At 73.1% G+C, this 22,911-nt stretch carries 17 protein-coding genes and 1 pseudogene; 14 read left to right on the top strand and 4 right to left on the bottom strand.

The annotated features are described in order from the left end of the window. Positions 1-38: 38 nt before the first annotated feature. From ACQP0T_RS11805 to ACQP0T_RS11795, 3 genes are all read left to right on the top strand, one after another. A complete protein-coding gene (locus ACQP0T_RS11805) occupies positions 39-1,556 on the top strand; it encodes an FAD-dependent oxidoreductase (protein ID WP_433872956.1) in 1,518 nt (505 codons plus the stop codon). Between the two features lie 75 nt (positions 1,557-1,631). After that, on the top strand, positions 1,632-2,783 hold the full coding sequence (locus tag ACQP0T_RS11800; protein ID WP_433872954.1) for a Rieske 2Fe-2S domain-containing protein: 1,152 nt from the start codon (positions 1,632-1,634) through the stop codon (positions 2,781-2,783). Next, positions 2,783-3,058: a ferredoxin gene (locus ACQP0T_RS11795; RefSeq protein WP_433872952.1), complete on the top strand. Its 276-nt coding sequence runs from the start codon at positions 2,783-2,785 to the stop codon at positions 3,056-3,058. Before ACQP0T_RS11800 ends, ACQP0T_RS11795 begins: the two co-directional genes overlap by 1 nt. A gap of 36 nt (positions 3,059-3,094) precedes the next feature. Here ACQP0T_RS11795 and ACQP0T_RS11790 read toward each other — a convergent pair whose 3' ends face one another. Further along, positions 3,095-4,315 (bottom strand): cytochrome P450, encoded by a 1,221-nt coding sequence (locus ACQP0T_RS11790; protein ID WP_433872950.1) that lies wholly within the window; start codon positions 4,313-4,315, stop codon positions 3,095-3,097. Then, positions 4,312-5,019 carry a TetR/AcrR family transcriptional regulator gene (locus ACQP0T_RS11785; protein WP_433872948.1) on the bottom strand — a complete coding sequence of 236 codons (708 nt, stop codon included), beginning with the start codon at positions 5,017-5,019 and terminating at the stop codon, positions 4,312-4,314. The genes ACQP0T_RS11790 and ACQP0T_RS11785 overlap by 4 nt, the downstream gene beginning before the upstream one ends. A gap of 110 nt (positions 5,020-5,129) precedes the next feature. Between ACQP0T_RS11785 and ACQP0T_RS11780 the strand changes: the two are divergent. Continuing rightward, positions 5,130-6,580 (top strand): annotated as a pseudogene (locus ACQP0T_RS11780) (MFS transporter). A gap of 69 nt (positions 6,581-6,649) precedes the next feature. Here ACQP0T_RS11780 and ACQP0T_RS11775 read toward each other — a convergent pair. Both ACQP0T_RS11775 and ACQP0T_RS11770 read right to left on the bottom strand, forming a co-directional pair. Then, a complete protein-coding gene (locus ACQP0T_RS11775; protein ID WP_433872946.1) occupies positions 6,650-7,420 on the bottom strand; it encodes an FkbM family methyltransferase in 771 nt (256 codons plus the stop codon). Between the two features lie 54 nt (positions 7,421-7,474). Beyond that, entirely contained in the window at positions 7,475-8,674 is a 1,200-nt protein-coding gene (locus ACQP0T_RS11770) for a macrolide family glycosyltransferase (RefSeq protein WP_433872944.1), read from the bottom strand. 192 nt (positions 8,675-8,866) lie between these two features. On the opposite strand from ACQP0T_RS11770, the gene ACQP0T_RS11765 reads away from it, so the two are divergent. From ACQP0T_RS11765 to ACQP0T_RS11720, 10 genes are all read left to right on the top strand, one after another. Then, positions 8,867-9,973: a thiopeptide maturation pyridine synthase gene (locus ACQP0T_RS11765; RefSeq protein WP_433872942.1), complete on the top strand. Its 1,107-nt coding sequence runs from the start codon at positions 8,867-8,869 to the stop codon at positions 9,971-9,973. Between the two features lie 130 nt (positions 9,974-10,103). After that, the gene (locus ACQP0T_RS11760) at positions 10,104-11,057 is read left to right on the top strand and encodes an acyl-CoA thioester hydrolase/BAAT C-terminal domain-containing protein (RefSeq protein ID WP_433872940.1); all 954 of its coding nucleotides are present in this window, start codon (positions 10,104-10,106) and stop codon (positions 11,055-11,057) included. 628 nt (positions 11,058-11,685) lie between these two features. Then, positions 11,686-11,859: a thiomuracin/GE37468 family thiazolyl RiPP peptide gene (locus ACQP0T_RS11755; RefSeq protein WP_345363903.1), complete on the top strand. Its 174-nt coding sequence runs from the start codon at positions 11,686-11,688 to the stop codon at positions 11,857-11,859. A gap of 188 nt (positions 11,860-12,047) precedes the next feature. Beyond that, complete coding sequence (locus ACQP0T_RS11750) at positions 12,048-14,111, top strand: TOMM precursor leader peptide-binding protein (RefSeq protein ID WP_433872938.1); 2,064 nt, start codon at positions 12,048-12,050, stop codon at positions 14,109-14,111. 1 nt (position 14,112) lies between these two features. Beyond that, positions 14,113-16,110 carry a TOMM precursor leader peptide-binding protein gene (locus tag ACQP0T_RS11745; RefSeq protein WP_433872936.1) on the top strand — a complete coding sequence of 666 codons (1,998 nt, stop codon included), beginning with the start codon at positions 14,113-14,115 and terminating at the stop codon, positions 16,108-16,110. A gap of 19 nt (positions 16,111-16,129) precedes the next feature. After that, positions 16,130-17,314, top strand: a complete 1,185-nt coding sequence (locus ACQP0T_RS11740; protein ID WP_433872934.1) for a SagB/ThcOx family dehydrogenase — start codon at positions 16,130-16,132, stop codon at positions 17,312-17,314. Next, positions 17,275-17,712 (top strand): hypothetical protein, encoded by a 438-nt coding sequence (locus tag ACQP0T_RS11735; protein ID WP_433872932.1) that lies wholly within the window; start codon positions 17,275-17,277, stop codon positions 17,710-17,712. The genes ACQP0T_RS11740 and ACQP0T_RS11735 overlap by 40 nt, the downstream gene beginning before the upstream one ends. A gap of 15 nt (positions 17,713-17,727) precedes the next feature. After that, positions 17,728-20,361 (top strand): lantibiotic dehydratase, encoded by a 2,634-nt coding sequence (locus tag ACQP0T_RS11730; protein ID WP_433872930.1) that lies wholly within the window; start codon positions 17,728-17,730, stop codon positions 20,359-20,361. Then, positions 20,354-21,343 carry a thiopeptide-type bacteriocin biosynthesis protein gene (locus ACQP0T_RS11725; RefSeq protein ID WP_433872928.1) on the top strand — a complete coding sequence of 330 codons (990 nt, stop codon included), beginning with the start codon at positions 20,354-20,356 and terminating at the stop codon, positions 21,341-21,343. The genes ACQP0T_RS11730 and ACQP0T_RS11725 overlap by 8 nt, the downstream gene beginning before the upstream one ends. A 340-nt stretch (positions 21,344-21,683) precedes the next feature. Then, positions 21,684-22,892: a nitroreductase family protein gene (locus tag ACQP0T_RS11720; RefSeq protein ID WP_433872926.1), complete on the top strand. Its 1,209-nt coding sequence runs from the start codon at positions 21,684-21,686 to the stop codon at positions 22,890-22,892. The last annotated feature ends 19 nt before the right edge of the window (positions 22,893-22,911 follow it).

Here is a 22,911-nt window from a genome sequence, read left to right as displayed (position 1 = left end):
TACGACCACGTTCCGGCGCACGTCGAGGAGGTCCGGCAGTGGGGCAGCAGTGGGATGAGGAGTACGACGTCGTGGTCGTGGGGTCCGGGGCCGGGGCGCTGACCGGCGCCCACCTCGCGGCGCGGGCCGGCCGTTCGGTCGTCGTCGTCGAGAAGACCGATCGGGTCGGCGGCATGGCGTCGTACTCCGGGGCCGCGCTGTGGCTGCCCGGCACGCAGGTCCAGGAGCGGGCCGGGGTCGGCGATTCCACCGAATCCGCCCGCACCTACCTGCGCGCCGTCCTCGGCCCGGCGGAGGCGGCCAAGCAGGACGCCTTCGTCGAAGCCGCCCCGGCCGTGGTCGCCGCGCTGGAGGAGGACCCGGCCGTCGAATTCGCCCACCAGGTCTTCCCGGACTACTTCGACCGGCCGGGGCGGATCCCGGGCGGGCGCTCGATCATCCCGGTCGACATCGCCCCGGAGGAGCTGGGCGAGCTGCTCCACCTGGTCCGGCCGCCCGCCTCGCGCGACCGGGTCGGGTTGGACCACTCCCCGGAGCCGCTCACCCGCGGGCGCGCCCTGATCGCCCGGCTGCTGCTCGCGTTCGCCCGGACCGGTCGTGGGGTGGTCCACACCGGGACCTGCGTGGACGAGCTGGTGACCGACGGCGACCGGATGATCGGGATCGCCGCCGAGCGCGGCGGTCGCCGGGTTCGGATCGGTGCGCGGCAGGCGGTGCTGCTCGCCGCGGGCGGTTTCGAGCACGACGCGGGAATGCGGGGCGAGCACGGGGTGGCCGGCGAGGCCGCGTGGTCGATGGCGCCGGAAGGCACCAACACCGGTGAACCGCTCCGCGCCGCGATGGCCCTCGGCGCGGCCACCGACCTGATGCACGAGGCGTGGTGGGGCACCGGGCTGGCCATGCCGGACGGCACCGCGGGTTTCATCGCCGGGTTCGCGGGCGGGCTCGTGGTCGACGGGCGAGGTCACCGCTACACCAACGAATCCCTGTCCTACGAGCGGCTGGCCCGCGAGATGGCGGCCGACCCGGCGCGGACCCCGTCGTACGCGCTGTTCGACCACCGCACCGGTGGGCACCTGCCCGCCGTCGTGGTGCCCGCGGGACATCCGGAGGACCACCTCGCCGCCGGGACGTGGACGAAGGCGGACACCCTCGCCGAGCTGGCCGAGTCGATCGGCGTCGCACCCGAGGAGCTGACCGCGACCGTCGAGCGCTACAACCGCTTCGCGGAGTCCGGGACCGACGAGGACTTCGGCCGCGAGGCCGACGAGTACGGCCGGTGGTTCGGCGAACCGGTGCTGGTGCCGGTCGACCGGCCGCCCTACTACGCCGCGAAGCTGGTGCTCGCCGACCTCGGCACGAAGGGCGGGCTGGTGATCGACGTGGCCGGGCGGGTGCTGCGCGCGGACGGGACGCCGATCCCGGGCCTGTACGCCGCCGGGAACACCAGCGCGTCGTTCACCGGGGCGTTCTACCCCGGCCCCGGCACGCCGATCGCGACCGCGATGGTGTTCGCCGCGCTGGCCGTCCAGGACGTCCTGGACGCGTACCGCTGAGCGGGACTCCGGGCCGGGGGCCCGGTGCGCGGCCTTACGTTGGCGGCGCGGGAACTTCGGCGGGAGGAACCAACGATGACCACCTTCGACGACATCCGCGACATCGAGGCGGAGGCGCTCCCGACGCGCTTCGCGCGGGGCTGGCACTGCCTGGGGCTCGAACGGGACTTCGCCGACGGCGAGCCGCACACGGTCCACGCCTTCGGGCAGAAGCTGGTCGTGTGGGCGGCTTCGGACGGAACCCTGAACGTGCTCGACGCCTACTGCCGGCACATGGGCGGTGATCTGTCCCGGGGTTCGGTGGTCGGGGACGCGATCGCCTGCCCGTTCCACGCCTGGCGCTGGGGCGGCGACGGGCGGTGCGCCGGGATCCCCTACGCCCGCCGCGTGCCGCTGCGCGCGCGCACCGCGGCGTGGCCGACCGCGCAGCAGGACGGGATGCTGTTCGTCTGGAACGACCCGGAGGGCAACCCGCCGCCGGAGGACGTCACCGTCCCGCGCATCCCGGGCGCCACGAGCGACGAGTGGACGGACTGGTACTGGTTCTCCACCACGATCGAAGGGGCGAACTGCCGCGAGATCGTCGACAACGTCGTGGACATGGCGCACTTCTTCTACGTGCACTACTCGTTCCCCACCTACTTCAAGAACATCTTCGAGGAGCACACCGCGACGCAGATCATGCACGGCGTCGCGCGGGAGGACGTGCGACGTCCCCAGGCCGACAGCGGTGCCCCGACGGTGCTGGGCAACACCTCGGTCGCGACCTACCACGGCCCGTCGTTCATGATCGACGAGCTGACCTACCACTACGGCGACGGCGACGTGAACTCGGTGCTGGTCACCTGCCACTACCCGGTCAGCCCGGACTCGTTCGTGCTGCAGTACGGGGTCGTCGTGGAGAAGGCCGCGCACCTGGGCGACTCCGCGCCGCAGGTGGCCGCGAAGATGGGCGATTTCATCCGGATCGGCTTCGAGCAGGACGTGGAGATCTGGCGGCACAAGGCGCGCATCGACAACCCGCTGCTGTGCGAGGAGGACGGTCCGGTCTACCAGTTGCGCCGCTGGTACGAGCAGTTCTACGTCGATGCCGCCGAGGTGCGCCCGGAGATGACCGAGCGGTTCGAGTTCGAGATCGACACCACCCGGCCCAACGAGGCGTGGCGCGCGGAGATCGAGGCGAACGTGGCGCGGCGGCGGGTGGCCGCCGGGGAACGGCCCGCGTGATGGGCGTGCGCTCCGACGCCCGGCTGCTCGACGTGCCGATGGAACCGGTGACCTGCCGCCGGTGCCGCGCGCGGGTCGAGGTGCGCAAGAGCAGTTGGGACCAGACCAGCGTCCAGTGGCACGAGGACGCCGCGCGGTCCTGCGCGGAACGCCGGGCCGGTGCCCGCGGGACGGGTCCCAACGCAGCGGTCTTCGCGGGCTGCTCCGCACTGCGCGACTCCATCCGCCGGGCCGCGGTCCGGGGTGAGCTCCCGGTCGGCACCGAGCGGGGCTGACCGGGCGCGGCGCGGGCGGGCGCCGCGCCCGGTGGCTCACCAGGTCACCGGGAGCTCGTGGACCCCGTAGACGGAGCCGTCGTGCTTGAACGGGATGCGGTCCCGGTCGGTGGCCAGCCGCAGGCCGGGCAGCCGCCGGTAGAGGGTGCCGTAGACGACCTGGAGCTCCAGCCGGGCCAGCGGCTGGCCGAGGCACTGGTGCACGCCGAAGCCGAAGGCGACGTGGCGGCGGGCGTCGCGGGTGATGTCGAGCCGGTCCGGGTCGGCGAAGACCTCCGGGTCGCGGTTGCCGATGTCGTTGGGCACGATCACCCCTTCGCCGGCCCGGAACACCTCGCCCGCGATCTCGATGTCCTCCAGCGCCACCCGGCGCCGCCCGTTGTGCGTGATGTTGAGGTACCGCAGCAGTTCCTCCACCGCCGAGGCGACCAGCGACTCGTCCTCGGCGTCGCGCAGCAGGGCGAGCTGATCCGGGTTCTCCAGCAGCGCCAGGGTGCCGAGGGCGATCATGTTCGCGGTGGTCTCGTGCCCGGCGATGAGCAGCAGCACGCCCATCTCGGCGGCGTCCTGCTGGGTCAGCTCGCCGCCGTCGACCCGCTCGACCAGCCCGGACAGCAGGTCCTCGCGCGGTTCGGCGCGCTTGGCGCCCAGCAAGTCGTGGAGGTACCCGACGAGGGCGCCCATCGCCGCGGCGCGTTCCTCGGGCGCGGCGTCGCGCCGGATGATGGTCTTGCTGTTGTCCTGGAAGAAGTCGTGGTCGGCGTAGGGCACGCCGAGCAGCTCGCAGATCACCAGCGACGGCACCGGCAGGGCGAACTCCTCCACCAGGTCCACCGGCTTCGGACCGGCGAGCAGCCGCTCGATCCGCTCGTCGACGATCCGCTGCACCGCGGGGCGCATCGCCGCGACCCGCTTGACCGTAAACGGCGGCGCGACCATCCGGCGCTGCCTGCCGTGCTCCGGGTCGTCCATCAGGATGAAGCTCAGCCGCGATCCCGAGACCGGCGCCGGGCTCGGGTATCCCGGCCGGGTGACGTCGGAGCTGATCCGCGGATCGGCGAGCAGCGCCCGCTGCTCGGCGTAGCGGGTCACCAGCCACGTCGTGCGGCCGTCCCACAGCCGGACCCTGGTGAGCGGGGCCTCCTGCTGCGCGGCCTTCAGGCCCGGCGGCGGGTCGAAGGGGCACCCGGAGGCCCGGCTCATCGGGTACTCCGGGGCCTCGGGCTGCTCGGCTGCGGGGTTCGCGGCGGTGGTCATCCCACTCCTCCATCGGACGTCGTGTTCGTGCGGTCCCCCGGCGCGGAGGACGCGGGCGCCGACCACAGGCCGGTGATCGCATCGATCAACCCGGTCGCGGCATCGCGCCAGGTCGCCCTCGGGGTGGCCGTACCCGCAGCGAGCGCGCGCTCGCGCTCGGCGCACAGGTGGACGATGAGCTGACCGGTCATGCCGTCGCGCTCGTCGACCACCTCGGCCGGCAGGTCGGGCCGGCACCGGTGCAGCCCGGTGAGCAGGCGGCGCAGCGCCGGGGACGCGAGCGCCTCGTCGAGCACCACCTCGCGCAGCGACGCGTCGGCCAGGACCTGCGCGCTGAACCGGGCGTACCAGCTCGGGACGCCCAGCGCGGCGAGGTGCTCGGTGCTCGGCCGGACCAGGCAGGACACCTGGTCCCGCAGGTCCGGGCGGTCGCCGATGGCGGCGACCATCCGCTCGCGCACCCGCTCGATCGGCTCGGCGTGCCTGCGGACGATGGCGCGCACCAGCCCGGACCGGGCACCGAAGTGGTAGCCGACCGCGGCGGTGTTGCCCTGCCCGGCGGCCTCGCCGATCTGCCGGTTGGACACCGCGAACACGCCGTGCTCGGCGAACAGCCGCTCCGCGGTGACCAGGATCCGCTCGCGGGTCGCGCCGACCCGCTCGATCCGCCCCCGCTGCGGCGCCGCCGCGTCGTCCCGGCCCATCGAGCACCTCCTCGGCCCCGGCTTCCCGGGGACCAGTCAACGCCCTCCGCTGGATTAAGTCAAGCGACTGATTTAATGTGTGCGTCGTACGCAACCCCAGGAGGCCACCCATGCCCAGCTCGTCCGCGAACCACGCCCCACCGGGAGGCACCGGCGTGGTGGCCGTGCTCGCCTTCGCCGGGATCGTGGTCTCGCTGATGCAGACCCTGATGATCCCGCTGGTCCCCCGGCTCCCCGAACTGCTCGACGCCTCGGCCGCGAACACCGCGTGGGCGATCACCGCCACGCTGCTGGCCAGCGCCGTCGCGACCCCCACGGTGGGGCGGCTCGGCGACATGTACGGCAAGCGGCGGATGCTGCTGACCAGCCTGGCGCTGCTGGTGACCGGATCCGCCGTCGTCGCGCTCAGCCACTCGCTGGTGCCGGTGATCGTCGGACGCCTCCTGCAAGGCCTGTCCGCGGGGGTGATCCCGCTGGGGATCAGCATCATGCGCGACGTGCTCCCGGCCGAACGCCTCGGTTCGGCGACCGCGCTGATGAGCGCCTCCCTCGGCGTCGGCGGCGCCCTCGGTCTGCCCGCCGCCGCCTTCCTCGCCGAGCGCACCGACTGGCACGTGCTGTTCTGGGTCGCGGCGGGCTTCGGCGCCCTGGCCGCCGTCCTGGTCCTGGTGCTGGTGCCCGAATCCGCGGTGCGCACCGGCGGGCGGTTCGACCTCCTCGGCGCGATCGGGTTGTCGATCGTGCTGGTGTGCCTGCTGCTGGCGATCTCCAAGGGCGCCGACTGGGGCTGGACGAGCCCGACCACGAGCGGACTGTTCGGCGCGGCCGTCGTCGTGCTGCTGCTGTGGGGGACCTGGGAGCTGCGCACCCGCCGACCGCTGGTGAACCTGCGCACCAGCGCCCGCCACCAGGTGCTGCTCACCAACCTGGCGTCCGCGGTGTTCGGCTTCGCCATGTTCGCGATGTCGCTGGTGGTCCCGCAGCTCGTGCAGCTGCCCGAGGTCACCGGGTACGGGCTCGGCGGCACGATGCTCACCGTGGGCCTGGTGATGGCACCGTCCGGCTTGGTGATGATGGCCATGTCCCCGGTGTCGGCCCGGATCTCCGCCACCCGGGCCCCAAGACGACCCTCATGGTGGGCGCCGTCGTGGTCGCCGCGGGCTACGGCCTCGGGACCGTGCTGATGTCGAGCACCTGGCACCTCGTGCTGCTGTCCACCATCATCGGCGCGGGCATCGGGCTGTCCTACGGCGCCATGCCCGCGCTGATCATGGCCGCCGTGCCGGTCTCCGAGACCGCCGCCGCCAACAGCCTCAACACCCTGATGCGCGCCATCGGCACCTCGGTGTCCAGCGCCGTGGCCGGCGCCCTGCTCGCGCAGCTGACCACCACCGCCGGCGGCCAGAGCTACCCGAGCCAGGGCGGCTTCCAGCTCATCATGGGCATCGGAGCGGGCGCCGCGCTGGCCGCGCTCGTGCTGGCCGCGTTCCTCCCGAAGCACCGGCGCCCCACCGCCGAACCGACCCCACCGACGCCCGCACCCCAACCCACCGGTCGCTGACGGCCGGTCGACGCCGCGAACGCCAGGTGCCCCTGCGCGCGGGCCGGGGGCTCCCGCAGTGGTCTGCGGTCAGCCCCGCCGCGCGTAGACCATCCTGGTGCCGGTGCCCTTCGGCGCCGCCGCGGCGTCCTGGAGCTCGACGGCGAAGCCCCGCTCCCGCAACAGGTCCGCGACGCGGTCCAGCGCGCCCCCGGCGGTGTGGACCTCCAGGACGACGTGCCGGATGCGGCGCCAGTCCGCATCGGACACCCCGGCGAGGACCGCTTCTTCGCTGCCCTCGACGTCCACCTTGAGCAGGTCGATGTCGCCCTCGGCGTGCGCGGAACCGCGCAGGACCGCCGACAGCGGGCGCATCGCCACCGCGCACTCCTCGTGCCGGTACACCTGCTCGGCCACCTCCGGGCCGGCGTAGGTCGCGACGGTCCGCTTGTCCGCGAGCTTGCCGTCGAGGTGCACCGTGGAATTGCCCGGCATCGCGGGGAAGTAGAAGAACCGCGCGTCGCCTTCCCGATCCGAGAGACCACCGGCGTGGACGGCCACACCGGACACGCCGTGCAACGCGAGGTTCGCCCGCAGCGCCGCCACGTTCTGCGGCGCGGGCTCGACGGCGAGCACCGCAGCCGCCGGGAACCGCTGCTTGACGAACAGGGTGAACAGGCCGATGTTGGCCCCGGCGTCCACGACGACCCGGGGGTTGATCGGGCCCAGCCCGCCCAGGTAGGTGTCGCGGCGGAAGATCTCGTCGTAGATCAGCACCGCCTCGGAGAGCACCGGGTTGCCGTTCGCCGGGCTGTAGCAGGAGAACGCGTCGTCGATCTCGACGAGTCGCAGACCGGTCATCACATCACCACTGAACCTTCGCGATCGGAGGACGGCAGGACGGCAAGGCCCGGCTCACCCGCCACCGGGCGGACGTGGCGCGCGGGCCAGGAACTCCTCCAGGGCATCGGCTCCCCGCGCCCCCGCGTCGACGGACCGGAGCCGGTCCCGCCAGCGGTCGAGCGTCGACCGCAGCACCGGATCGGCGACCACCTGCTCGACGGCGGCGCGCAGCTCCGCCGCCGTCAGCGACTCGGTGTCCAGCGCGCGCCCGAGCCCGAGTTCGGCGGCCCGCCGCCCGTTGAGGGCCTGCTCCGGGGTCTGCGGCACCGACACCACCGGCACGCCGTGCAGCAGGGCTTCCATGGTGGAACCCATGCCGGTGTGCGAGACGAACGCGGCGGCATGCCGCAACACCTCGAGCTGCGGCACCTGGCGGTGCACCTCGACGTTCGGCGGAACGGCTCCCGGCGGCGCGGCGCGGCCGGTGGCCATCACGACGTGCCACGGCGTGCCCCCGAACGCCTCCAGGCAGACCCCGAGGAGGTCGGGGCGGTCGTTGAACACGGTGCCCAGCGACACCAGCACGAGGGGGTCACCGGTGGGCGGGGACCAGGCATCGGGTCGGGCGCGGCGGGGCAACGCCGGACCGAGGAAGCGGAACGCCTCCCCGAAGGTCTCACCCGCGACCTGGAACTCGCGGGGCACGAACACCAGGTTCAGCGGCGCCCGGGCATCGGTGGGGCGCAGCGCTGCGGGCGACAGACCGTACCGGGCGGCGAACGCGGCGAGCTCCCGGCCCACCTCGGCCAACCGCGGGTCGGCGGGATCGAAGTCGACCGGCCACATCAGCGCGCGCAACGAGAAGTGCTCGTTGCCCACCATGTTCGGGGCCATCGCGACGCCGGGGACCGCGAGCCGATCGGCCAGCGCGCGACCGGGCAGCCCCATCGCGTCGTAGCACACGCAATCCGGCGGATCCGCCAGGAACGGCGCGAGCAGCGCGTCGAAGCTCGCGGTCAGCTCCGCGGTACCGGCCACCATCATGCGGACCAGTCCGTCCTGGGTGTAACCGCGGCCGGCCAGATCGCTGAGCTCGACGCCCCACGGCATCACCACCGCCGTCGCCCCGGCCCGCTCGACCGCGGGCGCCTGTTCGGAGCCGGTGGCGTAGGTGACGCGGTGCCCGCGCGAGACGAGTTCCTCGACCAAGGGCAGCGTCGGATTGACGTGGCCGTGCGCGGCCAGCGATGCGAAGGCGAAGTGCCCGGCCAAGATCGTCCCCCATCCTCTCCCGCCGCGGCGGGCCGCGCGCACCGGCCGGAGCCGACCCCGACGGCGTTCCGGCAACGCGCGCCGTCATCCTACGGCCGGACGAGCCCACGGGACCAGTCCCGCGAAAACCTTGGCCGCGGCGGCACATCCTTGGTTGAATGCGCTCGACACCGCACGGCACCGGGGAGTGGCATGGACGGCAACCAGCCCGGCGAGGGCGGATCCGGCACCTGGCGCGGGATCCAGGTGTACTTCTACGCCGAGGACAAGGACGACCTCCTCCTGAACTGCGTCCGACCGCTGTTCGGCCGGGTGGCGGCGCGCACCGAGCGGCTGCTGTTCACCCGGCACTGGCTGCGCGGTCCGCACCTGCGACTGGCCTTCCGCGCGCCGGACGACACCGTGGTGCCCACCGTCGAGCGGGAGATCACCCGGTACCTCGCCGCACATCCCTCGACGGCGCGGATCGATGAGCGCGCGCTGCTGGCCACCCATCGGCGACTGGCCGAGCAGGAGCAGGAACCCGGGCCGCTGACCCCGCTGCACCCGGACAACTCCGTCCAGCACGCCCCGCACGACCGGCGTTTGCCGGTCCTGGGCGGCGCGGCCGCCGCTGCGCTGCTGGAGGACTTCTACCACGAGACCAACGACGCCGCCTTCGACATGCTGGCGCACGTCCGGGCCGGCGGTGATCGGCTGGTCCTGGCGCTCGACCTCATGCTGGCCACGGCGCACGCGCTGTGGCCCGGGATCGACCGCGGCTTCATCTCCTACCGCTCGCACGCCGAGGGCTTCATCGTGCGGGCGGCGGATCCCGCTGCACGCCGGGCGTTCTGCGAGGAGCGGTACCGCGCGCAGTCGGCCTTCCTGCGGGAGCGGCTGACGGCGGTGCTGGCCTGCCTGGACGGCGGTGGTGGGGACGTCCCGTTCATCACCGACTGGGTCGCCGTGCTGGCCCGCTATCGGGCCGCGGCCGAGCCGCTGATCGGTTCCGGCGAGCTCTCGTTCGCCGCCGCGCAGCGCAGTCCGGGTCGGGGAGGTTCCGGGCGGCGCGGCTGGGACGAGGGGATGCTGGCGCACAGCACCTTCCACCAACTGCTCCAAGGCGAAGGCGGCCGGATGGAACAGCTGCAGCGGGATCCGGCCTTCCTCGGGTACCGCTTCGCGCTGAACTACCTCTACCTCCACCTCAACCGGATCGGTCTGCGCCCGGTCGAGCGGTTCCTGCTGTGCCACCTCATCTCCGACGCGGTGGAGGAGCACTACGGGATCTCGGCCCACGACTTCGTCGCCTCCTGAGCGCTGTGGCGGGAACCGACCCCGTGGTGTTGCGGTGGCCGGTCGCCAGCCGTGCGGAGGGGCCACGCGGCCGGCGACGAGGCCCGCGAAACCGCTGACCGGCGCTGCGCGGCGCGACTAGGCTGGCCGCGTGGGCGAAGAGGTGGTGGCGGTCCCGGTATCCGAGCGCGGCCTGGTGGGCGTGCTGCACAGTCCGGCCACGCCGGGACCGCACCCGGCCGTGCTCGTGCTCGGCGGTTCGGAAGGGCTGGTCCCCGAGCACGCCGCCGCCCGGCTCGCCGGGGAGGGGTACGCGGCGCTGGCCCTGGCCTTCTTCGGGCCACCGCCGCTACCGCGCGATCTGGTCGAGATCCCGCTGGAGTACGGCACCGCGGCGTTGGAATGGCTGGCCCGGCACCGGGGAACCGACCCGGAGCGGATCGCCGTCCTGGGACGTTCGCGGGGCGGCGAACTGGCGCTGCTGCTGGCAGCCGCGCATCCGGAGCTGGTCGGCGGTGTCGTCGCCTACGTGCCCAGCAGCGTGGCCTGGCAAGCCGTGCCATCGGACCCTCGGGCTACGATGGCCGCACCCCGCTCGTCGTGGAGCCGCGGCGGGTCCCCGGTGCCCTTCGTCCCGATGGCACCGCCCACCGCGGCCGACGCGGCCGCCTTCGCCGGCTTCCTCGACGGCGAGCCGATGTCGTTCCGCTCGTTCTTCGAGCGGGCGATGGAGCAGGACGCCGCGGTGCGGGCCGCGACCATCGAGGTGGAGCGGATCGGCGGACCGGTGCTGGTGCTCAGCGGAGGTCGGGACGAGCTGTGGCCGTCCGGGCCGTTCGGCGACCGGATCACCGCACGACTGGCCGACCACGGCCACCCCTTCCCGCACCGGCACCTGTCCTACCCCGACGCCGGCCACCTGCTCGGCGTGCCGGGCACGGCGTCGCGCCGCCGCCGATCCGGCTTCGACCGGCTGCGGATGGGCGGGTCCCCGGAAACCGACGAGGCGGCGAGTCGGGATGCCTGGCCGCGGGTGCTCGACGTGCTCGCCTCGGCGCGGTCGCGTCCGGCGGCGCGGCCCCGCGCGGACGGCCCCGGACGCTGACGGCGGACCGCGCGCGCCGGACGAGCACCGAAACCGGTTGACGTGCCGCGGCCGGACTGGCAAGAATGGCCGCGCTACCGAACTACTGGGGGAACACATGGTTCGAACTGCGAAGAAGTCGGCCGGCCGTCCCGGGGAATGTGCGATGGGCTGACGCCCGCCGACCGAGGAATGCCGTAGCGATTCGCCACGTCGAGTCCGGGGTTCCGGCGACCTGATTCGCCGGATCGACCCCGATCGCGCTCGATCCGGCGAACCGCCGATTCCTGTCGCACGAAACCGGACGACGATCCGACTTTCACAAGAATTATCAGCAATTTCTCAGATTATCGAACCGGAGCGCCGCGGCGAACCGAAGTCCGATCACTACTAGCGGGTCGGTCGCACCTGTTGCTCTGTTCGGCGCACCACCACCAGCAGCGGAACCGGCAACGCGCATGACGGGCGGTACCGCTATTTCGTCGCGCCCACCAGAATTCCACACCACCCGAAAATAGGAGCGCTTTCAACCAAGGCATTCCGATGACAGCCGATCGGAGATCGTGCTACAAAGTTCTCGTCGACGCCAGGATCCCGGGAAAGCGCGTTGACGAATGATCTATTCCTATGACCGAACGTGGGGTATGACATGGAAGGTCTGAAACTCGAGCTCGACAACCTCGAGGTGGAGAGCCTCGCCTTCGGCGGCGACGCCGACGGCGACCTGCAGTCGCTGGGCATGGGCCACGGCATGACCGAGGTCGGCGCCTCCGCGGGCTGCTGCTGCTGCACCTGCAGCTGCTGCTGCTGCCCGTGCGGCTGATCTGACTCCACCGCGGACATCCGGGCTGATCGCCACGCGATCCCTCCCGGATAGGTGAGGTCTGCTCTGCTCGCCTGCCGCACAGGCGGGCGCGGGGCTCCGGACCCGTTGTTTCGCCGGCGCCGTCGTCCGGAGTCCCGTGCTCGCCGTGCGCCCACCTCGTTGCCGTGAACCCGTGCGATGCCTGGATGGAGCAAGTGAAGCCGAAGCTCAAGAACGACACGCTCTACCTCCCGTCGTCGGACGGGATCTACTTCGTGAGCAACCGCGGGACGCTGACGCTGGAGGGCAAGCACGTCTACCAGTGGGTCGACAAGCTGGCCCCGTTCCTCACCGGCGCGCACACCCTCGACGAGATCACCGAGAACCTCTCCGAAGACCGCAAGCGGATGGTGACCGGCTTGATCGACGGCTTGGTCGCGAAGGGATTCGTCAAGGACGTCGGCGACGACCGTCCACACGGGCTGGACGAGCGGGAGCTCGCCGCCTACGAGTCCGGCATCGCGTTCATCGACTACTACCAGGACTCGGCGGCGCACCGGTTCGAGGTGTTCCGCGACAGCCGAGTCCTGCTGATCGGCTCCGGTCGCACGGGCGCCGCGCTGGCCCGGGCGTGCCTGCACGCCGGTGTGCGGGAGGTCCGCTGGGCCCGCACCGGTGGCGCGGACGCGGGCCTGGACCGGGTCCGGGAGTTCGCCGCGCGGAACCGGGAGAGCGATCCGCGGCAAACCCTGGACGTGCTGCCCGATCCGGGCGACGCCGCGGAGGAGGCGATCGCACCGTTCGACGTGGTGCTCCACGTGTCCGACGCGCCGATGCTCGACCGCGCGCGACGGCTCAACCGGACCTGCCTCGAGCGCGGCGCGGTGTTCGCGCAGGCGGTGGTCGACGGACCGGTCGCCTGGATCGGCCCGCTGGTCGCCCCGGGCCGGGGCGACGTCTGCTGGGAATGCGCGTGGTTGCGCGTGCTGGGCCGGAACCCCCGGCCCGGTGCGCCGTTCACCGACACCCCCGACGTCGTCCCGAGCGAGTTCCTCGCCGGCCCGACCGCGGCCATCCTGGCGAACCACCTCGCGTTCGAGGTGTTCAAGCACCTCACCGAGGCGGGTCCGGTGGAGACCGCGGGCGCCGTGGTCCGGCTCGACCTGGAAACGCTGCAGAGCAGCGTCCACCCGGTCACCGCCCACCCGCTGTGCACCGCGCACGGCGACCCGGTCCCGGCCGGGGAGCGGGAGTTCACCACCGCGGTCCGGCAGCGCGCCACGGCTCCCGCGGTGTCGGCCGAAGCCTTCTCGACCGCCGCGGCCGGCTGCTTCGACGCGGCGACCGGTCTGCTCGGCGCACTCGACGAAGGTGATTTCGGCCAGCTCCCGCTGAAGGTGTCGCGCGCCGAATACGCCAACGCCGTGCTGGCGCCGGACTTCGACCAGGAGCGGTCCGCCGCGGTCGAGGTGTCCACCGACTTCACCGAGGCACGCGAACGCACGACCCGCCGTGCCTGCGAGCTCTACGCCGCGAGCGTGGTCGACCGGCGCAGGCTGGCCGGCTCCGCGGAAGCACCGCTGACCTGGGGGTGGGACCTGGTCGCAGCGCAAGCGCGCGAGCTGCCCGCCGCAACCGCCTTCCCCTCGCTCACCGGCGCCGCGCCCTCGCACCGCAGCACGCCCGGCCTGGCCTCCGGACTCACCTGGGCCGAAGCGGTGGGCCGCGGCCTGCTGGCGCAGGTCGCCCGGATCACCGCCGTCGAGGCCGCCGGGGCGCGGACCGCCTTCCCCCGCGTGGACCCCGGCTCGCTGGAGCGCACCGACCGGGTCCGCCGGTTCACCACCATGCTCGACGTCCTCGGCGTCGACGTGGTGGTCCACGACATCACCGGCGTGCTCGGCGTACCGACCTTCGCGGCCCGCGTCGGGAGCACCACCGTCGGCTGCGCCTCCGGGTTCGACACCGCACTGCTCCTGGAATCCGTCCTGGAGCAGGCGCTGCGGCACGACCAGGCGCGGACCGAGCGGTGGCCGGACTACGCCGCCGACGCCGGGGAACCACCGGACCTGCCCGAGGCGCTCGGCGACGACGCACCGGTCGCCCAGGTGACCCCTGCGGCTCCGCAGGGCTGGGCCGACGCGCAGGAGCTGCTGGTGCGACACCTGCGGGACGCCGGACACCGGCCGGTCGTGGTCCCGCTGGACCACGACCCGGTCCTGGACCAGGTGCTCCACCTGGTCAACGTCGTACTCGTGGAGGAGGACTGAGTTGCCCGCGGACGTGGCGGCGATGAGCGCCGGACCTGCCCTGATCGGCCTCGTCGGGGAAGGCGCCCTGCACGAGGCGATCCGGCGAGCGCTGGCCGAGGAGCACCGGGTGGTAGTGCCGGACCAGCACGACAGCGCCGAGATCGACCTGCTGCTCCTGGTCGAGGACGGCTGGGACCGGGATCGGCAGCACCGGTGGAACGACTGGTCGCTGACGACGGGGGTGCCGCTGCTGCCGGTCTACCTCACGCCGGGAGCGGCGATCGCCGGACCGTGCACCTCTCCGGCGGACGGCGGTTGCCAGGTGTGCGTGGAACAACGCCGCCTGCGCGCCCGCGACGACCACGGTGACTACGAGCAGGCGCTGGCGTCCCACCCCGACGGGATGTCGACGATCGGGGCGCTGTGGCTGACCTCCTTCGCGGCGGACCTGGTCAGCACGCTGGTCGAGCGCGAAGTCTCCCGGTTCACCGCCGACCGCTCCGCGATGACCACCCGCGGCGCGCTGCTCCGGCTCGGCTTGGACGACCTGCGGACCAGCGTGCACCGGTGGCTGCCCGATCCGCTGTGCGAACGGTGCGGCACGTTGCCCGAGGATTCCCGGGAAGCCGCCGTGATCGAGCTCCAGCCACGGCCGAAGGCCTCCCCCGACGGCTACCGGGTGCGTTCCCTGGCCGGGGAGGAGGACCGGCTGCACCGAGTCTACGTCGATCCGGAGGCCGGGTTGCTGCGCGCGGTCTACAAGGAGGGGCGCAGCGTCTTCCCCAGCTCCAGCGCACCGATGGGGCTGCGGGCGACGACCCGCACCGAAGTCGGCTACGGCCACCGGTTGGACTTCGCCGCGAGCAGGCTGACCGCCGTCGCCGAGGGCATCGAGCGCTACGGCGGCATCGAACCGGGCGGCAAGCGCACGGCCGTGCGCGCCAGCTACCGCGAGCTCGGCGAGGACGCGCTGGATCCGACGACGCTCGGGCTGCACGCCGAGGACCTGCACGCGCGTCCCGGGTTCCCGTACCCGCGTTACCACCACGATCTGGCCTTCAACTGGGTGTGGGGGTACTCCTTCGCCCGAGGCAGGCCCGTCCTGGTGCCGGAGAACTACGCCTACTACGGCACCGTGTACCGCAACACGCGCGACCACCCGTTCGTCTACGAGATCTCCAACGGCTGCGCGCTCGGCGGATGCCTGGAGGAGGCCGTCCTGCACGGCATCCTCGAAGTCGCCGAGCGGGACGCCTTCCTGATGACCTGGTACGCGCGGCTGCCCGCACCCCGGATCGACCCGCGCTCGGCGCCGGGACCGTCGGTCCCGCTCGTGATCGAGAGCATCGAGGCCTTCTCCGGCTATTCGATCGAAGTCTTCAACATCACCCTGGAGCAGGGCGTGCCGTGCTTCTGGGTGATGGCCGTGGACCGCACCGGGATGCCGGACATGCCCAAGGTGCTGTGCTCCTCCGGGTCCAACCTCGACCCCGAGAAGGCCGTGATCAACGCGCTGATGGAGCTGGGGCCGCTGGTGAGCAGGCCACCGGAGTTCCACCGGCGGAACCGGGCGCGGGTGGAACGGATGCTGGCCGACCCGTACGCGGTGGTGTCCATGGAGGACCACGCCGCGCTCAACGGCGCGCCGGAGGTCTTCGACCGCTTCGGCTTCCTGCTGGACACCCCGGGCAGCCAGAGCTTCACCGACGCGTTCAAGGACCACTACCAGAAGCCGAGGAACGCCGACCTGAGCGCGGACCTGGCCGAAGTGCTCGAGCAGTACCAGCGCACCGGCCTCGACGTCGTGGTCGTCGACCAGACCACGCCCGAGCACCGCGCCGGGGACTTCCGCTGCGTCAAGGTGATCATCCCGGGAGCGCTGCCGATGACCTTCGGGCACCAGCGCCGCCGGGACCGCGGGTTCGAGCGGCTGCACCGGATCCCGCACGAGTTGGGCTACTACGACCGCCCGCTCACCGACGCCGACATCAACCCGCACCCGCACCCCTTCCCGTGACGCCAGGACAGGAGGGGTGATGGGCAACTGGGACCTCGACATCGGGGAGCACTACCTGCGGCGGACCGTGCACGAGGCGGAGGAGCTGTTCGCCGAGGTACTGGCGGAGGAACCGATCGGCGCTGATCCGCTGCCGTTCAAGGTCTACCGGGGCGTGCCGCGGTACCGGCTACCGGAAGGGCTCCCGCTGGAGATCGGCGACGCCCGCCGCTGCTTCGCGGACGTCCCGACGAGCGGGGACACGCCCGGCGGGGAGCCCGACGGGCTGCTCGCCGCGCTGCTGTACTACGCGTACGGCTTCTCCCGCTGGGACGAAGGCCCGGGAGCGGTGTGGCCGTACCACCGGGTGGTCCCCTCGGCCCGGTGCTACTTCCCCACCGAGCTCTCGTTGTGGATCCCCCGCACCGGGGGCATCCCCGCGGGCCTCTACCACTACGACCCGCTGCACCACTCGCTCGCCCTGCTCCGCGGTGGTGACCTGCGCGGCGAACTCGGGCACCTGCTCGGCACCGGGCTCGACGACGTCCGGTGCGTGCTGCTGCTGTCGTCGCTGTTCTGGAAGAACGCCTTCAAGTACCGCGGCTACTCGTACCGGCTGTGCGCGCAGGAAGCGGGCATGGTGGCGGGCAACGCGCTGCTGGTCGCCGGCGCGCTGGGCCTGCGCGGCGCGGTGCACTACCAGTTCCCGGACCGGCGGGCCGGGGCCCTCCTCGGCCTCCGGGGAGGCGAGGAACAGCTCTTCGCCGCCTTGCCGCTGCGGTCGGCCTCCGCCGGTGAGCCCGGTCCGGTCCCACCACCCCCGCCCCGCCGGTACCCGACCCGGTGGCGCACGACTACGTCCGCCCGGAAGGCCCGGTCCACCCGCACGACGCGCTGTTCACGTCGATCGCGGAGAACTCGCTGCTGGCGGACGGCGAGGAGCGCCCCCGCGAACCACCGGACGCGCGACCGAGGTGCCCGCACGACGCAGCCGCGGTGGTGCCGATGCCGCCCGCCCGCCGCGACCCGATCGAGCTCGGCGCGGCGCTGCGCGCCCGCAACTCCGGCAACGTGCTGTTCAACCCGGTCGCCCGCCCGTTGGCGCGGGACGACTTCTGGGAGATCCTGCGCCACGCCACCAGCCCCTACCGGTGCGACCTGCGGGACGGACCGGCGGAGCCGGGCGTGGCGCTGCACGTGGTGGTGTTCGACGTCGACGGGATGACCCCCGGCGCCTACCGCTTCTGCCGGGAGCACGGCGGCCTGCACCCGGTGGTCGAGGGCGCTCTCGCGATGCGGTTGCAGGGCGCGCTGCCGGTACCCAACATCAACCTGTGCGCGACCAACGCGGTGGTGTACCTGGCCGCGGACCACGCCGCGGCCTCGAACACCTTCGGCAACCGCGCCTATCGCTTGATCAACCTCGAAGCGGGTCTGGTGGCGCAGCGGCTCTGCGCGCTCAGCGCCGCGCACGGCCTCGCCGCGCGGGTGCACAACGGGTACGACGCCGCCGGGGTCGGGGCGGTCCTGGGTTTCGACGACGCCACGCTCACCCCGTTCTTCCAGGTCGCCGTCGCCCACAACCGGCCGGGGGTCCAGCACGGCCTCCCGGTCCTGTTCTGAAAGGGGCCGCCGCCGATGGACGTCCACGTCGAACCCACCTTCGTGGTGCGCGTCGCGGGACTGCCGCTGGAGGTGCTGGACCGGCTGCGCACTCCCCGGACGGCCGCGCTGGTCGAGGCGGCCCTGGACGCCGAGCAGTGGCTCGACGAGCACCAGGAGGAGTTGTCCGACGCGCTGCACGAGGTCGTCGGCGCCACCACCGACACCGCGCTGCGGCGCAGGCTGCTGACCCTGCGCCGCGACGTCCACCGCAGCCGGGCACCCCGTTCCGGCCTGGTCGACGCCGACCTGCTCGGCGCGCTCCCCGGCTCGGTCGCCGCGGCTGCCGAGAGTTGGCACCGGCGGGTGACCGAGCGCGACGCGCTGGTCGAGCGGGCCGCGGCCGGGTTCGACGCCGAGGTCGACGAACAGCGCCACGCCCTGCACGACATCGCCGCGGCCCCCGACTTCCGGCGCGGGTTGGTGCTGGCCAGCGAGGACCTGCGGCGAAGCCTGTCCAAGGCCGGACCGCACCGGGCGGACCGCAAGCTGGAGCGCAAGCTGGCCAAGTACCTCGCCCGGATGGCGTCCAAAACCAGCCCCTACAGCACGTTCACCGGTGCGGCGCTGGGCCGGTGGGCCGGCGCGGACGAATCGCCGCGGTGGTCGACCGGGACGCGGTGGCGCAGCATCGTGGAGCTCAACGCCTTCACCCAGCAGCAGATCCCGCGGACGTTGGCGAGCTGGCCGGAGATCCGACCGACGCTGCCGGTGGCCGTCAACAGCAGCGCCGTCGAGGACGGCCGTGCGATCCGCTTCCTCGGCCGCGACGGCGGTGAGGCGCTGCTCGAACTGCCCGCCTCGGAGACGCTGCGGCGGTTCCTCGCGGAGATCGGGCACGGCGACGACCGCACCTGGGCCGGCGTCGTACGTGCGCTGTCCGCAGTGGACGGAGGTGGCCGGGACGCGGCGGTCGGCGCCTTCCTCGACCGGCTCATCGACATGGGGCTCGTCGAGATCGGCTTCGGCATCCCCGACGACGCGGACGACCCGCTCGGACGGCTCGTCGACGCCCTCGCCCGGTTCCCGCAGCAGCGCGTCGTGGACGCGCGCCGATCGCTCGCGGGGCTGCGCGCGGAACTGGACGGCTACGGCGGGATCGATGGACCCGACGACCGCCGCACCCGCGCCGCGTCGATCGACGACCGCCTGCGCGAGGTCTACGACCTGCTGGGCTGGACCGCCTCGGGCGAGGAGTTCCCGAAGAACGCGTTCTACGAGGACGTTCTGATCACCGAGGACACCCCCGTGGTGCCGCCGCGGATGTGGCGGGAGACCTTCGGCGAACTGGACCTGGTGCGACGGCTGGCCGGGCTCTACGACCGCTTCCTCCCCGGCCGCATCGCCGCCGAGGCCTTCTTCACCGATCACTTCGGCGTCGGTGCGCGGGTGCCGCTGCTCGACTTCTACGGCGCTTTCAGCGCCGCGCTGAGCGCCTCCGCGCGGCCCGACGCCCGGGTCAGCGGTGCGGACCTGCTGGCCTGCTACGAGCGGGCCTTCCCGGTGCCCCGCACCGGTCTCCCCCGGCTCGACGAACTCGCCGACTGGCAGGAGAAGGTGGTCGCGGCGGTGGCGGGCGCGTCCGTCGACGGCACCGGCGTGCGGCGGTGGGAGCCGGGCGCGGTGCGCGCGCTGCTGGACGGGCTGCCGGAGTTCGTGCGGCCGATCGAGTCCTTGGCCTGCTACCTGCAACCCGTCGCGGACGGCGCGATCCGGGAGCGGGCCGTGCTCAACGAACTGATGACCGGATTCGGCCGGAGCCGGGCCCGCTTGCTGCGGCTCGGCCGGACGGCGGGGGTGGCCGGTCCGCCCGCACCGGCGCGGCGGCCGTTGCCGGGCGAGCGGGTTCCGGCCGAGGTGACCGGCACCGTCGGCTCCAACCTCAACCTCACGCATCCGGCCACCCACTACGAGATCAGCTACCCGGCGAGCACCAGCTGCCGACCACCGGAGCAGCGGATCCCGCTGGGTGACCTGGTTGTCGCCCACGATCCCGCGGCCGGCGAGCTGCGCCTGCTCTCCCGCAGCCGCGGCTTCGAGGTCATGCCGGTGCACCTCGGCGTGATGGTGGAGTTCCTGCTGCCCGCGGCGCATCGGTTCCTGCTGCAGATGTTCGGCCAAGCGGTGCCCCGGTTCGAGTTCGTCAAGCAGCTCGCCACCGCGGCGCCCAGCGGCGAGCGCGACGGCGTCCGCCGCCATCCGCGGCTGGCTCTGGGCGGCCTCGTGCTCAACCGGGCCGCCTGGTCGGTGCGTGCCGCCGACCTGCCCCGGCGGGAGAACCGCGGCAGCGTGGACCACCTCCTCGCGGTGAACCGCTGGCGGCGGCGGCACGGTCTCCCGCACCGGTGCTTCGTGCGGGCCATCGCCGCGCGGGGCGAGGCGGCACGTCGCTCCCGCGTGGCGGGCCTGTTCGACAAGACGCGCAAGCCCGTGTACGTGGACTTCTCCAGCGAGCTGTTCCTGAACGTCTTCGAGGAAGTCGCCGGGAGCACCGACCAACTGCTCGTCTTCGAGGAAGCGCTGCCGGGGCCGGCGGAACTGCTCCTGCGCGACGAGCACGGCCGCCCGCGCGCCGGCGAATTCGTCGTCGAGGTGGGCCGCCATGGATGAGACCGGCTGGATCAGCGTGCACGTCCACTACCACGACCCGCTCGACGGGCTCATCACCGACGCGGTCCGGCCCTTGCTGACCGAGCTGACGGCCGACGGCCTCACCGGCGGCCACTTCTTCGTCCGGCACTGGCAGGGCGGCCCGCACTTGCGGCTGCGCATCGCACCGGTCTCGCAGGACCGCGCTCGGGAGGTCCGGGCGCGGCTCGATCGCCACGTCGGCGCGTTCCTCGCCCGGCACCCCTCGCGCGCGGTCGTCGAGGAGGCGGACTACCTCCGGATCGCCGAACCGCTCGTCGGCGTCGAGCGCGGCCAGGACGCCGCCGAACCGCTGCGGCCGAACAACTCCGTCCGCGACGTGCCGTACGAGCCGGAGCTCGCCCGCTACGGTGGGACGCCCGGGGCCATGCGAGCCGTGGAACGGCATTTCACCGCCTCCAGCGAGCTGGTGGCCGAGCTCCTGACCGCCGGGATGGGCGAGGCCCAACGCACCGGTCAGGCACTGGCGATGATGCTCGCCGGCGCGGTGGTGGCCGCCGACGGCGTGGACGGCGTGGCCGCCTACCTCACCACCGGGCAGCGCGACTGGGGGCGGCGGCTGGTGTTCGGCGACGTCACCACGGGCGAAGACGTCTTCGAGGCGAAGTACCAGCGGCAACGGGAGCACCTGACCGGGCTGGTCGCGCGGCTGCTGGACGGCGGGGTGGCCGATCGGGCCGGGACCGCGGTGGGCCGGTGGGTCGCCACCACCTCGGCGCTCCGCGACGAGCTCGTGCGGCTGCGCGCGCAGGACGCGTTCCGGCCCGAGGACGTGCTGGTGACCGCCGCGGCCGACGAGCGCTACGACACCGCGCTGGCCAGCGTGCTGCTGTTCTGCTCGCACATGCACAACAACCGCTTGGGGGTCTCGTTGCCGGAGGAGTCCTACCTGATGTACCTGCTGCGGCGGGCCGTCTCCGAGGTCACCGGAGCCGCGCGGTGAACCCCGGACGTGGGCGGACCGGCGCGGGCACCGCCGCCCGCGAGTACGTCGAGCTCGTCGAGAGCTCCCCGCTTCCCGGCGATGTCGAGTGGGACGACGCCCCCGGCCAGTTCAAGCTGTACCGGGGACGCCCGCGGATCCCGCTGGACGAGGCCCCCGGCCAGGTGGGCGAGCTGCTGCTGGACTCCTACGGCGTGACGCGCTACCGGTGGACCGCCGCGGACGCGCTGCGCCGCCTGATCGGCACCCGGGGGCCGAGCCGGGCGGCGGGGCCGAGCTGGCCAGGAACTCGCTGCGCCCGGTGCCCTCGGGAGGTTCCCGGTTCCCCGGTGAGGTCTACGTGGTCTCCGGACCCGGCGGTGCGCTGCCCACCGGGGTGCACCACTACGACGCCGCGCACCACGCCTTGGTGGCGCTGCGCGAGGGCGACTGGACCGGCGAGCTGGCGGCGGGCCTGGGCGCACCGGCCGCGCGGCTCCCGCTGACCCTGCTGGTCACCGCCTTCTTCTGGAAGAACGCGTTCAAGTACGGCGAGCTGACCTACCGGCTGTGCGCGCTGGACCTGGGCGTGCTGGTCGGCCAGGTGCTCGCGATCGCCCCCCGGCTCGGCCCGGCCCGGGTGCGCTACCGCTTCGTCGACGACGACCTCGACGGTCTGCTGCGCCTCGACCCGATGCGGGAGAGCGTCTACGCGGCGATCACGATCGACGAGGCCCCGGGGCGGGGAACCGGCCCGCTCCGCCCGCTGCGCGACGGGACAGCGGAGGTCTCGCGCACCGGGACGGCCGCCAAGTCGGAGCGGGAGTGGACGCTCGACGCCCAGCCGTTGCAGGCCCGGGTGCACCGCGGCGCACGGCTCCCGGATGCCACCGCGGTGCGGTCGGCACCGGCGGCACCCGATCACGTCACGGCACCCGGTCCGACGGTGGCGCTGCCCGAGCGCGCGGTCGACCTGCTCGCGGGCCTGCCCGAGCGCCGGTCCTCGATGGGCTACTTCACCCCGGCCGAGCTGCCTGCGGAGCCGGTGTCCGCGCTGCTGGCCGCCGCGGCCGAGGGCTACCGCAACGACCTCGCCGACGGGTCCAGCGCATCGCTGCGGCACACCGCCCTGTACTGCGCGGTGAACCGGGTCTCCGGTGTGGCGCCCGGGGTCTACCGCTACCGGCCCGGGTGGTCCGGCGGCCCTGGGCTCGAGCGGGTGCGCACCGCCGACATCGGCGCGGAGCTCCAGGACTCGTTGCTGATCAAGCTGTTCAACATGGACCACACCGGACTGTGCGTCTACCCGGTCGGCGATTACGGAGCCGGGTTCGACGTCCACGGCGACCGGTGGTTCCGGATGCAGAACATGGAAGCGGGCATCGCGGTGCAGCGGCTCTACCTCGCCGCCGCGTCGTTGGGGCTGCGCTGCCACGCCAGCCTCGGCTACGACGTCCAGCGCACGCACCGGCTGCTCGGCCTCGACGGCACCGGGTTGAGCAGCCTGATCCAGGTGATGATCGGCTCCGGCCGGGCGCCCGGTGATTTCTACGAAGCCTCCTGGCGCTGACCTGGTGGTCGCCCCGGCG

This window comes from Saccharopolyspora sp. CA-218241 (assembly GCF_050954615.1).
GTDB lineage: Bacteria > Actinomycetota > Actinomycetes > Mycobacteriales > Pseudonocardiaceae > Saccharopolyspora > Saccharopolyspora cebuensis.
The sequence above is the reverse complement of the archived record's forward strand: the minus strand, read 5'-3'. Positions and strand labels throughout refer to the sequence as shown.

Coding starts and splice junctions, on each gene's coding strand:
- ACQP0T_RS11800 (WP_433872954.1), top strand. CDS start 1,632: ATGACCACCTTCGACGACATCCGCGACATCGAGGCGGAGGCGCTCCCG.
- ACQP0T_RS11795 (WP_433872952.1), top strand. CDS start 2,783: ATGGGCGTGCGCTCCGACGCCCGGCTGCTCGACGTGCCGATGGAACCG.
- ACQP0T_RS11790 (WP_433872950.1), bottom strand. CDS start 4,315: ATGACCACCGCCGCGAACCCCGCAGCCGAGCAGCCCGAGGCCCCGGAG.
- ACQP0T_RS11785 (WP_433872948.1), bottom strand. CDS start 5,019: ATGGGCCGGGACGACGCGGCGGCGCCGCAGCGGGGGCGGATCGAGCGG.
- ACQP0T_RS11775 (WP_433872946.1), bottom strand. CDS start 7,420: ATGACCGGTCTGCGACTCGTCGAGATCGACGACGCGTTCTCCTGCTAC.
- ACQP0T_RS11765 (WP_433872942.1), top strand. CDS start 8,867: ATGGACGGCAACCAGCCCGGCGAGGGCGGATCCGGCACCTGGCGCGGG.
- ACQP0T_RS11755 (WP_345363903.1), top strand. CDS start 11,686: ATGGAAGGTCTGAAACTCGAGCTCGACAACCTCGAGGTGGAGAGCCTC.
- ACQP0T_RS11750 (WP_433872938.1), top strand. CDS start 12,048: ATGGAGCAAGTGAAGCCGAAGCTCAAGAACGACACGCTCTACCTCCCG.
- ACQP0T_RS11740 (WP_433872934.1), top strand. CDS start 16,130: ATGGGCAACTGGGACCTCGACATCGGGGAGCACTACCTGCGGCGGACC.
- ACQP0T_RS11730 (WP_433872930.1), top strand. CDS start 17,728: ATGGACGTCCACGTCGAACCCACCTTCGTGGTGCGCGTCGCGGGACTG.
- ACQP0T_RS11725 (WP_433872928.1), top strand. CDS start 20,354: ATGGATGAGACCGGCTGGATCAGCGTGCACGTCCACTACCACGACCCG.